Source organism: Spiroplasma endosymbiont of Nomada ruficornis (assembly GCF_964030795.1).
Lineage (GTDB): Bacteria > Bacillota_I > Bacilli_A > Mycoplasmatales > VBWQ01 > Spiroplasma_E > Spiroplasma_E ixodetis_A.
This window is the reverse complement of sequence record NZ_OZ034962.1, coordinates 1,282,300-1,297,827: the sequence shown is the minus strand read 5'-3', so window position 1 is coordinate 1,297,827 and position 15,528 is coordinate 1,282,300. Positions and strand designations below refer to the sequence as shown.

11 protein-coding genes and 1 pseudogene are annotated in these 15,528 nt (G+C 26.7%); 7 read left to right on the top strand and 5 right to left on the bottom strand.

The genetic code is table 4. From position 1 onward, the window contains the following. The first annotated feature begins 22 nt into the window (after positions 1-22). The 5 genes from hrcA (at position 23) to AAHM79_RS07790 (ending at position 5,697) form a co-directional block, all read left to right on the top strand. Positions 23-1,036 carry a heat-inducible transcriptional repressor HrcA gene (hrcA, locus tag AAHM79_RS07810; RefSeq protein ID WP_342257566.1) on the top strand — a complete coding sequence of 338 codons (1,014 nt, stop codon included), beginning with the start codon at positions 23-25 and terminating at the stop codon, positions 1,034-1,036. 15 nt (positions 1,037-1,051) lie between these two features. Next, positions 1,052-1,696 (top strand): nucleotide exchange factor GrpE, encoded by a 645-nt coding sequence (locus tag AAHM79_RS07805; protein WP_338957498.1) that lies wholly within the window; start codon positions 1,052-1,054, stop codon positions 1,694-1,696. Between the two features lie 14 nt (positions 1,697-1,710). Further along, positions 1,711-3,558, top strand: a complete 1,848-nt coding sequence (gene dnaK / locus AAHM79_RS07800; protein WP_342257565.1) for a molecular chaperone DnaK — start codon at positions 1,711-1,713, stop codon at positions 3,556-3,558. 20 nt (positions 3,559-3,578) lie between these two features. Further along, positions 3,579-4,688: a DnaJ C-terminal domain-containing protein gene (locus AAHM79_RS07795; protein ID WP_342257564.1), complete on the top strand. Its 1,110-nt coding sequence runs from the start codon at positions 3,579-3,581 to the stop codon at positions 4,686-4,688. A gap of 232 nt (positions 4,689-4,920) precedes the next feature. Beyond that, complete coding sequence (locus AAHM79_RS07790) at positions 4,921-5,697, top strand: BspA family leucine-rich repeat surface protein (protein ID WP_338957508.1); 777 nt, start codon at positions 4,921-4,923, stop codon at positions 5,695-5,697. A gap of 757 nt (positions 5,698-6,454) precedes the next feature. Here AAHM79_RS07790 and AAHM79_RS07785 read toward each other — a convergent pair. Then, the gene (locus AAHM79_RS07785) at positions 6,455-9,412 is read right to left on the bottom strand and encodes an AAA family ATPase (protein WP_342257563.1); all 2,958 of its coding nucleotides are present in this window, start codon (positions 9,410-9,412) and stop codon (positions 6,455-6,457) included. Positions 9,413-9,701: 289 nt separating this feature from the next. On the opposite strand from AAHM79_RS07785, the gene AAHM79_RS07780 reads away from it, so the two are divergent. Further along, a complete protein-coding gene (locus tag AAHM79_RS07780; RefSeq protein ID WP_342257562.1) occupies positions 9,702-10,652 on the top strand; it encodes an IS30 family transposase in 951 nt (316 codons plus the stop codon). Between the two features lie 19 nt (positions 10,653-10,671). On the opposite strand, the gene AAHM79_RS07775 is transcribed toward AAHM79_RS07780, so the two are convergent. Then, on the bottom strand, positions 10,672-11,040 hold the full coding sequence (locus tag AAHM79_RS07775; RefSeq protein WP_342257561.1) for a hypothetical protein: 369 nt from the start codon (positions 11,038-11,040) through the stop codon (positions 10,672-10,674). 483 nt (positions 11,041-11,523) lie between these two features. On the opposite strand from AAHM79_RS07775, the pseudogene aguA reads away from it, so the two are divergent. Further along, positions 11,524-12,656: pseudogene (gene aguA, locus AAHM79_RS07770) on the top strand (agmatine deiminase). A gap of 105 nt (positions 12,657-12,761) precedes the next feature. Here aguA and sepF read toward each other — a convergent pair. The 3 genes from sepF to AAHM79_RS07750 are packed head-to-tail and all read right to left on the bottom strand — an operon-like array spanning position 12,762 to position 15,523. Then, positions 12,762-13,046, bottom strand: a complete 285-nt coding sequence (sepF, locus tag AAHM79_RS07760; RefSeq protein WP_174480582.1) for a cell division protein SepF — start codon at positions 13,044-13,046, stop codon at positions 12,762-12,764. Between the two features lie 6 nt (positions 13,047-13,052). After that, positions 13,053-14,207, bottom strand: coding sequence for a cell division protein FtsZ (ftsZ, locus tag AAHM79_RS07755; protein WP_252320022.1), 1,155 nt, complete (start codon positions 14,205-14,207; stop codon positions 13,053-13,055). A gap of 35 nt (positions 14,208-14,242) precedes the next feature. Then, on the bottom strand, positions 14,243-15,523 hold the full coding sequence (locus tag AAHM79_RS07750) for a hypothetical protein (protein ID WP_342257559.1): 1,281 nt from the start codon (positions 15,521-15,523) through the stop codon (positions 14,243-14,245). Between the last annotated feature and the right edge of the window lie 5 nt (positions 15,524-15,528).

Genomic DNA, 15,528 nt, shown 5'->3' with positions numbered 1-15,528 from the left:
ATGCTAAAAAAGGTGGTGAACAATGTTAAGTAACAGACAATCACAAATTTTAAAAATCATTGTTGAAAAATATATTAAAACAGGATTACCAATTGGTAGCAAAACTATTTTAGAAAATAATAACAATATTAATTTTTCTAGTGCTACTATTCGTAATGAATGTGTTGAATTAGAAACATTAGGATTATTAGAAAAAGCACATAGCTCTAGTGGTCGTATTCCTTCAACAAAAGGTTATCGCTATTATGTTGATAATTTAATGAATATGGGTGAACATCAAGAACTAGAAATCTTGAAGACAAAAATAGCAGAAGTATTTAATAACCGTAACTTAGTAATTACCGAAGTATTAAATAAAACTAGTAGTATTTTAAGTGAAATGACTAATTTGATTAGTATTGTTACTGGTCCTAATATTAATGAAGATACTTTAAAAAAAATTGAATTAATACCGATTAGTAATGATAATGCTTTAACAATTTGTATTACTAGTAATGGTCATGTTCAAAACAAAATGTTTAATATTCAAGAAACATCATTAACCGATTTATCAATTGCCATTGATATTTTTAACACCAGATTAATTGGCACTAAAATTAGTGAAATTAGTGAGAAAGTAAATTTATTAAAACCAATCCTTGAACAACAAGTACAAAAATCAGAATATATTATTCAAGGATTTGTTAACACTTTAATTAATTTCTCACGACCACTATCAACAACACACGGTGTTCAATATATGTTAGAAAATCCTGAATTTAATGATATTAATAAGGTTAAAACAATTATTAAATTCATTGAATCACAATCACCATGAATGTATTTTGATGAATTAAATAATAATCAACTACAAATTAAAATTGGTGAAGAACTGGGTAATGAAAATAACGATATGGCAATGATTACTACTACTTTTAAAGTTCATGATGGTGAACAAGGACAAATTGCAATTGTTGGACCTAAACGTTTAGAATATGAAAAACTAACTGAAATTCTAAATTGGATTAATCAAACATTGATTAAAAACTTTAAATAGAAATGAGATGATAAAATGACAAAAGCTAAAAAAGATAACATTGATAAAGTATCAGCAACAGAAACTAAAGATACAACTATTTCAACTCCTGTTACTGAAACACCAGTAAGTGTCGAAGAAGAAAAAATATCATTAAATAAAGAAATCGAATTAGAAACAAAAATTAAAGAATTAACAACAGAACTTAATAAAATTAATTCACAACAAAAGCAATTAATGCTAGCTACTAGATTAAATACCATTAAAGAATTAGAAATTCAAAATAAAGAACACATTAAATATGCTAACCAAAAAATTATTAAAGATTTAGTTCATACTTTATTAAATTTCCAACGAGCACTAAACTTTAAAACTGATAATGCAGCTGTTCAAAATTTCCTAGTTGGTTTTAAATTTATCTATGAAGAATTAATTAAAGCACTTGGTAAAGAAGGTTTAAAAGAAATTACTGCTAAAGTTGGAGATCAATTTAATTCTCACCAACATGAGGCAGTAGAAATTATTAATGATAATACAAACAATGCTTATCAAAATGTAAAAAATAATACTATTGTTGAAGTTATAGCTAATGGTTATGAATTGCATAATCGTGTCATTAGCACTACTAAAGTTAAAGTTTTTCAAACTAAAGAAGAAAAAACAGAAACAAAGAAAAATTAAGGAGTGAAAATATTATGTCTACAAATAAAACAACAAATAAAGAAATCATTTTAGGAATCGATCTAGGAACAACTAATTCATGTGTTGCCGTAATGGAAGGTGATAAGCCAAAAGTTATTGAAAATGCCGAAGGTGGAAGAACAACACCATCAGTTGTTGCTTACAAAGATGGTCAAATTATGGTTGGTGAAGTTGCTAAACGTCAAGCTATTACTGATCCAGATAATACTGTTAGTTCAATTAAAAGAATTATGGGAACTAAAGAAACAGTTAAAGCCGCTACTAAAACACGTAAACCAGAAGAAGTATCTGCAGAAATTTTACGCACTATTAAAACTTTTGCTGAATCAAAATTAGGTAAAAAAATATCAAAAGCAGTTATTACTGTTCCTGCTTACTTTAACAATGAACAACGTGAAGCTACTAAAAATGCAGGAATTATTGCAGGATTAAAAGTAGAAAGAATTATTAACGAACCAACTGCTGCTGCCATCGCTTATGGTTTAGACAAACAAGATAAAGATCACAAAATTTTAGTATTTGACTTAGGTGGTGGAACATTTGACGTTTCAGTTCTAGAATTAGCAGGTGGAACATTTGAAGTATTATCAACTAGTGGTGATAACAAACTTGGTGGTGACGACTTTGATGCCTTAATTGTTCAAAATTTAGTTAGTGAATTCAAAAAAAGTAATGGTGTTGACTTATCAAAAGATAAAATGGCAATGCAACGTTTAAAAGATGCTGCTGAAAAAGCAAAAAAAGACTTATCAGGAGTAGTACAAGCTGATATTTCATTACCATTTATTTCAATGAATGCCTCAGGTCCATTACATTTAAATGAAAAATTAACACGTGCCAAATTTAATGAACTAACAAAATCACTAGTTGAAAGAACTATTGCTCCTGTTCGTGATGCCTTAAAAGAAGCTAAATTAAGCAAAAATGAAATTGATGAAGTTATTTTAGTTGGTGGTTCAACAAGAATCCCAGCTGTGCAAGAAGTTATTAAAAACGAAATTGGTAAAGAACCACATCGTGGTGTTAACCCTGATGAAGTAGTAGCTTTAGGTGCTGCTATTCAAGGAGGAGTATTATCGGGTGATGTTACTGACGTTTTACTATTAGATGTAACTCCTTTATCATTAGGTATTGAAACTTTAGGAGGAGTAATGACGCCATTAATCTCTCGTAATACTACTGTTCCTACTAAAAAGTCACAAGTTTTTTCAACTGCTGAAGATAATCAACCCGCTGTTGATATTAGTGTTTTACAAGGAGAACGTCCACTAGCCAAAGATAATCATTCACTGGGTCGTTTCCAATTAAGTGGTATCGAACCAGCACCAAGAGGTGTTCCACAAATTGAAGTTACTTTTGATATCGATGTTAATGGTATTGTATCTGTTAGTGCTAAAGATCTAAAAACTAATAAAGAACAAAAAATTACTATTAGCAATAGTGGTACTTTAAGTAAAGACGAAATTGAAAAAATGGTACAAGATGCTGAAAAGAATCGTGAAAACGATGAAAAACATAAAGAAGAAATTGAATTATCTAATCAAGCACAAGCCTATATTTATGATATTGATAAAATGACTGCTGAAGTTACTAAATCAGCAAAAGAAGGCGAAGCAGAAAATCCACAAATTGCTGAAATGAAAAAACTACGTGATGACTTACAAAAATCACTAGATGAAAAAAAATATGATGATTTAAAAGAAAAACTAGAACAATTAAAACAAGCATTTGCTGCTGCACAACAATTTATGAACCAACAAAAACAAGAACCAACAGATCATATTAAAAAAGATGATAATAAAAGTGATGATGTTATTGATGTTGACGCAACAACTAAATAAAATAATTAGAGGTGGACAAAATGGCAAGTAAAAAACGTGATTATTATGAAATTCTAGGAGTTTCACGTAATGCTACTCCAGATGAAATTAAGAAAGCGTTTCGTACGCTTGCAAAAAAATATCATCCCGATTCACCAAGTGGTGGTGATGAAGCTCGATTTAAAGAAATAAGTGAAGCTTATCAAGTTTTATCTGATACTAATGAAAGAGCAAAATATGATCAATTTGGTCATGATATGCCCGGAGTTGATAGTTCTTCTGGTTTCGGTGGCTTTGGTGGTTTCGGTGACTTTAGTTCGGCATTTGGTGACTTATTTGGTGGTAATAGAAGACAACAACAACGCTATAATGGTAAAACACCGGGTGATAATATCCTAACAAAAGTTGAAATTAGTTATCGTGATGTATTCTTTGGCAAAAAAATGACCATTAGTATTAACATTGATGTTGCTTGTAAGGATTGTAAAGCAACTGGTGCTAGAACTCCTAATGATATTAGTACATGTGATAAATGTAAAGGTAAAGGAGTTCTTGAATATGTTCAACAATCACCATTAGGTATGTTTAGACATCAAGGTGTTTGCAACCAATGTCAAGGACTTGGTAAAATTATTCGTCAAAAATGTTTAAAATGCAAAGGACATCGCTATTATATTGAAAATCAAAAATTAGAATTTGATATTCCTCGCAGTATTTTTGATGGTCAACAAATTAGAATTAAAGGTAAAGGTAAAATTGGTCATAATGGTGGTACTCAAGGCGATTTATTTGTTGGTATTAATATTAAGCGACACGCTTTCTTAGATCGTCAAGGTAGTGATATGTATATTAAATTACCAGTATCTTACTTAGATATTATTTTGGGAAATATTATTATGATTCCTACCTTTGAAGTAATAATTAAACATAAATTACCATTAGGACTACAATACGGTGACAAAATTACTTTAAAAAATCAGGGATTCTATTACCCTAATAGTAGTAAACGTGGTGACTTACATGTTATTCTTGATATACAAATGCCTAATAAAGTTACTAAAACAGAGCAAGAAAAATTATGAAATATTAATAACGAAACTAAATTTGATCCAAATGAAGATTTTGTTAATAGTGCAATAAAAAGAATTTAATAAATTAATATATAAAAAATAAGAACATATGTTCTTATTTTTTATATGCTGAATTATACTTGCACTTACAAGTATAATTCAGCAAATTTTTGCTCGATAACTAATAGGAAATTATCACTAAATAATGACATTAATAAAATAGTTAATTGCATTTATTTTTAAAAACACTAAAATGTAGTTAACTTCTTAAATTTAAGAAGTTATTGGAAAAAATAAAAAGGGGGTTTTCATAATGAAAACATTATTAACAGCAGTAAGTCTTTTAACATTTGCAACAACCACAGGAAATTTAGCAAGTTTCTTAAACTCAACTATACAAAAAAATAATATTACAACTAACTATATTCAAAATAAAACTCAACAAGACACAATTTATATTGACAAAGATGGCAAACAAATAACAACTAGTGAAAAAGACTTATCAAAGATAAATAGTAAAGAAATTATTCAAATTGGATTTTATAAAAATATATTAGGAGAAATTCAAGTTGTTAGAATGCCAAGAACAATTGAAAAAGTACCTGACAAATTACCACCAGAAATCACATCTTTAAAAAATATGTTTACAGGTGCAACCTCATTCAATCAAGACCTTTCAACATGAGATACTTCCAATATAACAAATATGAATTTTACATTTAATGGAGCCACTTCATTTAATAGTAATATTACTAATTGAAATGTTTCTAATGTAAAAAGTACTTTTGTTATGTTTGCAAATGCAACTTCATTCAATCAAGACCTTTCAACATGAAATGTATCTAATATAAACCGTTTTAGTCTTATGTTTTATGGTGCAACCTCATTCAATCAAAACATTTCAAATTGAATTACTTCTAATGCAGTATATATGAATTTTATGTTTTATGGTGCTAAAAAATTTAACCAAGACCTTTCAAAATGAAATGTAAATAAAGTAAGAGAACATAGTAACTTTGCAAATTATTCAGGAATTACTAATCCTAATAAATTACCAAAATTTAAAAATAATATTATAACAATATATTAATTAATATATTACTAATTTTTCTTGCCTTGTATATTAATACTTAAAGTGTTAAAATGAAGATGGATAGAAAATATTTCCAAGTTTTGGATTAATATTATCATTCCTAAAATTTATAGAAACTATTATTAATCCAAAATATCCTTTTAATTTATCACGTATATATAAAGAAGGTGTTTAAAATGAAAAATTTAATTACTGCCCTAAGTGTTTTAACACTTGGTACAACTGTAGGAAATTTAAGTAGTAACTTAAGACTAATCAAAAAACAGAAGCTGTTAATACTATTTTAAACCAAGATATAAAAAAAGTAAGTAATGTTGATTTATCTAATATTACTGCTGAAAATAACGTTTGAAAATATTTAACAAAAAATAACGTAGCAACATATGCAGGCGGCGAAAACTATTATCAATATTATTTTGCTTACCATGTTATTGGATTAAATCATGATACATTACATAAAAATTAAATAATGCGATTGGTTCGGGAATAGGAGCATTCTCTGCTGTCCTAGGTGTTGCCTTACCAGCATTAGCTCCAATAATTGGTGCAGTTGCAGCATATTAATTGCACAATGATACATATGACAAATTTCTGACTATGGTAATGGAGTTGTTATTGATATGGTTGGTTTAACACCAACATGAATCGTTAATGTTTCATCACAATAAAAAAATAATAATACTTAAATTTATTAAAAACAGACCTATTTCATAGGTCTGTTTTTAATAAATTTATTTTTAATATAACATAAAGTTTAAACGACATAATTAACATTTTTCACTGATTTATCGCTTTCAATAATTTTTTTAGCATCTGCTAATTTAATGGCTACCATTTTCGTAATTCCTTGATTTTGCATAGTTGTCCCATATAATACATCACAATTTTCCATTGTGCCTGGACGATGAGTAACAATAATAAATTGTGTATATTGTGAAAAACTACGAACATATCTAGCAAAACGCTCTAAATTTGCTGGATCCAATGGTGCTTCAACCTCATCTAATATTGTCAATGGCAACGGCTTGACTTTTAAAATAGCAAATAATACTGCTAATGCAACTAATGATTTTTCACCACCTGATAATAAGTTTAAATTACTAATTCTTTTACCAGGAGGATTAGCAAGCACTTCCACACCTGTATTTAAAATATCATCAGGTGATGTATATCGTAAACTACAAGTTCCTCCACCAAATAAAGTTTGAAATGTTTCGGGCAATACCATATTAATAGCTTTGATTGTTTCATCAAATTGCGTTACCATAACATTATCCATTTCATCAATGGCTGTTAACAACGATTGTGATGCTAATTGTAATTCATCATGTTTAGTTTTTAAACGTAAATAACGTTCATTTTCATTTTCAAATTCTTCAATAGCATTAATATTTACAAATCCTAAATCTTCAATTTCACTACGTAATTGTTGTACCAAATTACGTGCTTGTTGTTCATCTGCTAATGGTTCACTATAATGTTCTCTAGCATATTCATAAGTTAAATTATAAGTTTCAACTAAACGTCTTAAATGTTGTTCTACTTTTGACTCCATTTTTACTTGTTCAAGCTTTTGATTATTTAATTTATCACTAGTCATAAAATGTTCTTGATTTAAACTATATAATTCATTTTCTAAATTTTGCATTTGTTCTAATAATTGATGTTTCTGTTTACGAATTAATTGTAGTTGACTTTTTATTGTTGCTTGATCATATTTAGAATTTTCATATTGAATAAAAATATCATTTAATTGGTTTGTAGTATCAATATCTAATTTTTTACCAGTTAATGTTTGATATTGAGTAGTTAATAATTGTGATTGATTAGTGATTTCACTAATTTCACTAATCAGTTTATTTATTGTTAAAGTAATTGTCAACTTTTGACCTTGATAATTATTTAATTCGCTTTCAATACTTGTTCTTTGGACATTTTTATTAACTAATTGTTGTTCTAATGATTTAATTTCTTCTTTTAATTCAGAAACTATTAACTTTTCTTTAAAAACATTAATACTATTTTGATGTTGATAACCTCCAACAATAGCACCACCAGCTTTAATTAATTGACCATCTAAAGTTACACATTGGTATTTAGCAGCAATTAATTGTGAAATAACTCTTGCGCTTTCTAAGTCTTCACAAATAATAGTACGACCTAAAAGAAAATTAATAATCGGCTGAATTCTATTATCAACTGCTGTAACTAAATGATGAGCAAAACTTAAATAACCGGATTTACTATTAACAATAATTTCATCTTCTTTAGTCGCTGTTCGAACTTGAATTGAATTTAAAGGTAAAAAAGTGGCAATTCCCGCTTTATTTTGTTTTAAAAATTCAACAGCCTTGGTTGCATCTTTGTTAGTCGCCGTAACAATGTTTTTTAAAGTATTGCCCAATACTTTAACAATCGCTTCACTATAAAGATCGGGCACCGAAATTAAATCACTCACTACTCCAATGATGCCATATAGTTTATCTTTATTATTTAAAATTGTTTGAACACCCAAATATTTTTGATTTTGTCGTTGTTGATAATTAATTACCGATTCTAATTTTGCTTTTTTTTCACCTAAACCACGATGAATATTATTTTGTCCTAAAATTAAATCTTGATGTTGAACATTTAGTTCTTCAAATAAATTATTAATTTTATCAAAATTTTCTTGTTCTTTTTTTTGTAAAAAAGTTTTTTGTTCAATAATAGTAAGCAAAGTTTCAATTTCATTTTTTAATTTTTCAACTTCTGTTTGATCTTTTATTTCACTTTGTTTTGTTTTCATTAACGATTTTTGTTGTTCTAAAACTTGCAATAAACTATTAACATTAGATAAATTCATTTCTAAACTATTAATGTTTTTATCTAAATCATAACTTTTATTTTTTAAAAATTTTAATTGTTGTTCATTCTTACTAATATTTAAATTAAGTTGTTGTTGTAAAATTTCATTATCATTTATACTGAATGTTGTAAGTTTTAATTGATTATGATATGTCTCCAAATCTTTAACAATAATAGTAATTTCATATTTTTTTAAATTATCACGTAATTCAACATAAGTTTTAGCTTTCTGTGCTTGTTTTGCTAATGGTTCAATTTTTCTACTTATTTCACTAATAATATCATTAACTCGAACTAAATTTTCATTAGTACGCTCTAATTTACGTAATGACTCTTCTTTCCTCTTTTTGTATTTTGAAACACCCGCAGCCTCTTCAAATAAAGTTCTTCTTTCTTCTGGCTTAGAATCAGCAAATCGTGAAACATTACCTTGACTAATAATTGCAAGTGAACCTTTAGCTAAACCTGTACCCATAATAATTTCTTGTACATCTTTTAAACGAACACGAGCTTTATTAATGTAATATTCATTTTCTGAACTATTACGAAAAGTTTTTCTAGTAATTTGTACTTCATTAAAATCAACTTTAAATATTTTATTAGTATTATCAAAAACTAAAGTAACTTGAGCACTATTTAATGGCTGTTTTCCTTTAGCACCATTAAAAATTATATCTTCACTATTTTCACCACGTAATGATTTAACTGATTGTTCACCTAAAACTCAACGAATAGCATCATTAATATTAGACTTCCCAGAACCATTAGGGCCAACAATACCTACAATATTAGTATCAAATTCTATTGTTAAAGGTTCTGCAAATGACTTAAAACCATATGCTTCGATTCTTTTTAAGAATGCCATCTTACCTCACCTATTTTAAAATATATATTTATATTTTACCATGAATCAGCTTAATATTTATTGTTAATATTTAGCAGAAATATTACTTTATTTGCATTATTATTTGTTCTTTAATTGTTTTATAATAAAATTTATTAATTCACAAATAAAATAATGTAGTACTAATAATAGTACTAATAATTAACGCTGAATTATACTTGTAAGTGCAAGTAAATAAAATTGCAAAAAATTCTCATATAAAAATTTCATAATGCTAAATTTAGTTTAGAAAAAAGTAAGGAGTGTTTATATGAGTTATAAACATCTTGGCATAGATGAAAGGATTTATATTGAGAATCAATTGAAATTTAAATTTAAAATTAGTGAAATAGCTAAAAATCTTAATCGAAGTATTAGTACTATTATTCGAGAAATTAATAGAAATAAAGATAATAATCATTATTTTTCATTAATTGCACAAAATAAAGCTGAAAATCGAAAACAATCACATATTAGTTTTCATAAGTTTAAAAATAAGAATTTAGTAAAATATGTACAACAAAAATTACTATTAGGTTGATCACCTGAACAAATTTATGGCAGAATTAAAAATTTTCATAAAGAGTGAGTTATTAGTTTTAAAACAATTTATACTTGAATTTATTTTGGAATGCTTGATAAAGTTACTAGTAAAAATTTAAGAAGAAAAGGTAAAAAACGAAAATCTAAAGAAAATCGTGGCAAGTTTAATGGTAAATCAATTAAAGAATGAGATATAAATGTTAATGATCGTATAACACTTGGTCATTGGGAAGGAGATACTATAGTATCATCACGAGTTAAAAGCAAATCATGTTTAATAACTTTAGTTGAAAGAGTATCACGATTTACTTTAGCAATATTAGTTAAAAACAGAACTACTAAAGTTATTAATAAAAATGTCAGTTATTATTTATCAATTCTTCCTAAAAACATTGTTAAAACTATTACTTTTGATCGTGGCAAAGAATTTTCAAATTGACAACAACTTGAAAAAAATTTAGATGTAAAAATTTATTTTGCCAATCCATATTCACCTTGACAAAGAGGTACTAATGAAAATACTAATGGTTTAATTAGAGAAAAATTTCCTAAAAAATTTATTTTTTCAAAAACTAATAAAAATGAAGTTCATAAATTTATATTGTCTTTAAATCAAAGACCGAGAAAAATACTAAATTATCTTTCACCAATCGAATATTTGGATAGAAAAATAATTTAGTTGCACTTACCTTTACAATTTAGCATTCAATAATTAAGTTATGTTCTTCATTAAAAATTTGCTTTTCTTTTTCAATTAATTGTCATGAATTTTTTAAACTTTCTAATAAAAATTCATCAAATACTAAAAACTTTTTATTATTATAAAGAAAAACTAACTCTTGATAAAGATGATGAACAATATTTAAAAAGCAAAATAATGAATCTGCTTTAATTAAACTATTAAAAAATATAGTAAGGTCATCACTATTAATTGTTTTTATTAATTGTTTGCAATATTTTTTTTCTATTTTTGCACTTGTAATCTTAGAAGTTATTTCTTTTCTAAAATCCTTAATATTTTTTTGCTTTTTATTATCAGAACCTATTTCTTGACTTTCTGTAGGCACTTTTTTACATCCTTTCAAATAAAAAACCCATTTATTTTATTAAAAATAAAACAATGGGCTTGAAAAACATATTTTTTTAAATTTTTTATTTTAAATTTTCATTAAAATAAGCAAAGGAACAATTCTAAAATAAATTAATTATAATTTATTCGAAAAAGTTAATTAACAATTTCTAAAATCTCTTGTTAATTACCTATAATAATGCATATAGTTTATCTCAAATATTAGAGATAACTATTGCTAAATAATAGCATGTATAAAATGTATTGCAAATAATATACAAAAATCATACTTTATATTACATTCATTTTACTAATTAAAATGATAAATAAAATCAGATTCAATTAACTTTAACACTTTTATTATGAAATAAATTTTATTTTGTAAATAAAATATTTTATAATAAAAATACTATTTATATATAGAATAGGGGTTACATAAATCCACTATTATAAATAGTACTACTTAAAGGGGGAGGAAATTATGAGCAAATTATTAACATCAACACCAAAAAAAGATGGTTTTTTTGCCCCAATTGAATCAATAGAACATAAAGGCACATGAATGATTTGACCGCTTATGAAAGATAATTGACAAAAAGAATGTCAACCAGCACGAACTGTTTTTGCAAAAATAGCCAACTCAATCAATAAACATGAACCAGTAAAAATTTTTATTGATAAAAGTAATTGAAATGAAGCTCGCAAACTATTAGATCCAACTATCAAATTAATCGATATTAAATATCAAGATAGTTGAGCGCGTGATATGGGACCAATTTATTTAATAAATAAAAAAGGACAACGAAGAGCTGTTCATTTTCACTTCACTGCATGAGGCATGAAAAATGAACCAAATATTAATCCACCCAGTTGAAATTGAAATTATGAAATTGATAATAAAGTTGGAATTGAAATGACTAAAAATAGTAACATTGATTATTATCAAGCACCAATTGTATTAGAAGGCGGAAGCATTCATCAAGATGGTGAAGGAACAATTTATACTACAGAAGAATGTTTATTAAACCCTAATCGAAATCCTGATTTAACAAAAGAAGAGATTGAAGAACATTTCAAACAATATTTAAATGCACAAAAAATAATATGAATTCCTCGTGGTGTTTATAATGATGAAACAAGTGGTCATGTTGATAATCTACTACATATCATTACACCTGGTCATGTTGTTTTAACATGAACTGATGATAAAAATGATCCTCAATATGAACGTAGTTTAGAAGCTTTAATGTTTCTTAAAAATAGCACAGATGCTAAAGGACGAAAAATAAAAGTAACTAAATTACATCAACCAGCACCATTATTTATAACTAAGTCAGAGGCAGAAAATCATGAAAAAAGTCCTCGTTTTGCTAATCGTACCGAAGGATTTCGTATGCCAGCTAGTTATGTTAATTTCTATATTACAAATAAAACAATCATTATTCCCGTTTTAATGACCCAATATGGGATAAAAACGCAATTAATGTTTTGCAAAATTGTTTTCCTAATCATAAAATTAATTCATTTTATACACGTGAAGTACTATTAGGTGGTGGCAATATTCACTGTATAACACAACAAGATAAGCAAATTAAAACAATAAATCCCTTCTAAATTAGAAGGGATTTATATTCTAAAATTAATGTAAGAACAATTTAAAAAATAAATAATTTTATTTCTTTATTATTAGAAAGAAATAAAAAACCTATTTGTTCAAGATTAACTTAATTCATTTTTAAATTCATAAATATGAATATCAGTTTTATCAACAACAAAACCAATAACATACGAAATACCACAAAGAAAATCAATAATTCTTCTGCGATCATTTTCAACAGTTGTTGTTAAATTAACTTTAATTGGTTTTTGTAAAATCATAGCATTAGCAACTGATTCAATTTCTTGATAATTTTTAGGAGCAAATTCTTGTATTTGTTCTTGAAAACTGGTTTTATAATTACTATTTTCATCATTGTCTTTATATTTTTTACTTCTTCATCCCATAATTAATTAAACTCCCTTTCGTCTTCGTAAAAATGATGGTAAATCATCATCTGCTTCCATTGCTGCTTCTTGGACTAAATTTTGTTGTTCTTCTTCTTTTTTCTTTGTTTGTTCTTTAATTTCTTCACTTAAATATTGAGTCTTATTGGTAATAAATTCATGATTATCAACTTTTGAACTATAAACAAAATTATTAGCATTAGCACCTTCTTCATCAAAACCAGTGGCAATAACTGTTACAATCATTTCATCATTTAAATTTTCATTAACAGCAACACCAAAAATGATATTAACATCATTACCCGCAGCATCACGAACTAAATCAACAGCAATATTAGCATCAGTTAATGTCATTGTTGTTCCACCAGTAACATTAACAATAGCATTTTTAGCACCCTTAATTGTCACATCATCAAGTAAAGGAGAAGAAATAGCTTTTGTTGCGGCTTGTTTAGCTTTATGTTCACCCTTTGACATTCCAATACCAAATAAAGCATTACCTTTATTTTCAATAATAGTACGAACATCAGCAAAATCTAAATTTATTAAAGCAGGAACAGCAATTAAGTCAGTAATAGTCTGTACACCTTGACGTAAAATATTATCTGCTTCTTTAAACGAATCTTTAAGAGGGATATTACCAATTACTTGTAATAATTTATCATTAGAAATAATAATAATAGCATCAACTTGTTTCTTTAAATTTTCAATTCCAACTATAGCATGAGCATTACGATTACGTCCTTCAAATTTAAATGGTTTAGTAACAATAGCAATTGTTAAAGCACCACATTCTTTAGCAATTCTTGCAACAATTGATGCAGCACCAGTACCAGTACCACCACCCATACCAGCAGCAATAAAAACCATATCTGCACCATCTAAAGCGCGTTTAATCTCTGCTTCACTTTCAATTGCGGCTTGTTTACCAATTTCGGGATTAGCTCCTGCTCCAAGTCCCTTTGATAATTCTTTGCCCAAAATAATTTTATTTTCAGCTGGTGATGCATTAACTACTTGTGCATCAGTATTAGCAACATAAAAATCAACACCTTGTACCTCTGCTTCAATCATTCTATTAACAGCATTATTACCAGCACCACCAATACCAATTACCCGAATTGATGCTATTGGTTTAAATTGTGAATTATTATGTTCCATTTTATTTTCCTCCTGAGTAATCAAATTGTCTTCTTCTATTTACTACCATCATTATACTGATAATTTGGTTGAAAGGGGGAATTATAATGCTTATTATCATGATTATTAGAATGCGTATAATGATTTAATTTTGATACAATTTCTGGTTTATGTATTGATGAAATATAATTATTACTAAAAACATTTACTAAATGTTGGTAGTGAGTATTACCGATTAAAGTAGTTCACTGATAACTATATGCACCAGGAGTTTGGCTGAGCATATATTTTACTTCTTTTAGTTTGCTATTATTTTTAAAATAGTTGGCAAAACCACATAAACCAATAGTAATTCCCGTAAAAATAATTTCCATATCTGAACTATTATTATCACTAACTTCATCAAGAAAATATTCAATACAAGAAATAATTTCATTAATTTTTTTTTTAACTGTTGCTTGTAAATCAGTTTTTGTTAAACGAACAATAGATTTTGTTTGATCATCAACATACTTATCAACAACAACATCGCATAAATAATTACTACTTATATTAATAATTTTTTGTAAATATCTTTCAGCTTTATCATAACCACAATGCATTTGCTTCATTAATGATTGAATTATTTGATTTCAACCAATTTTAATATTAGTTGTTGCAAATAATACTGAATTACTAAAAACACTAATCTTAGTACTATTAATATTTCAATCAACTAAAACTGTATTACGATTAAAATCAGTATTTTTAATATTACATACTAATGCAAATTGATCTAAAGTAACAGTTAACAATTCTGTTTCGGCATTAGTTAATACTTCGAGGTGAGAATTATATAAACTTTTAGGTAATGAATAAACTAAAGCATCAACATGCATAACTTGTCCTTTTTTAGCAATTGGTAATTGTTCATTACCAATTGCATGATCAACTTTAAAATTGTATGGTTTAGTTAAACAAATAATTTCACTATTATCAATAGTAATGTTTTTAGCCATTTCAATCACTTTACTACAATCTTCATCAGTGATAATGTGATTAGCATCTTTAAAATCAAGTGATGCTTGTGATTGATAAATTTTTAAATTATTTGAAGGTAAAGTTAAGGCAATACGTTGTACTTTTATATTTAAAGTATTATTAATTTTATTAATAATTTGCCTTAATAACTTACCTGTAGCAATTGAATTAATAATTACACCATTTTCAGAAAACTGTTCAGTATCGACAGTTTCTTTATATAAAACCTGAATTTGATTATTAACATAATTATTAACCATAACTTTTAAACTAAAATCTTCAATTTGACATACAACATATAGTTCTTGAAAATTCATATTGC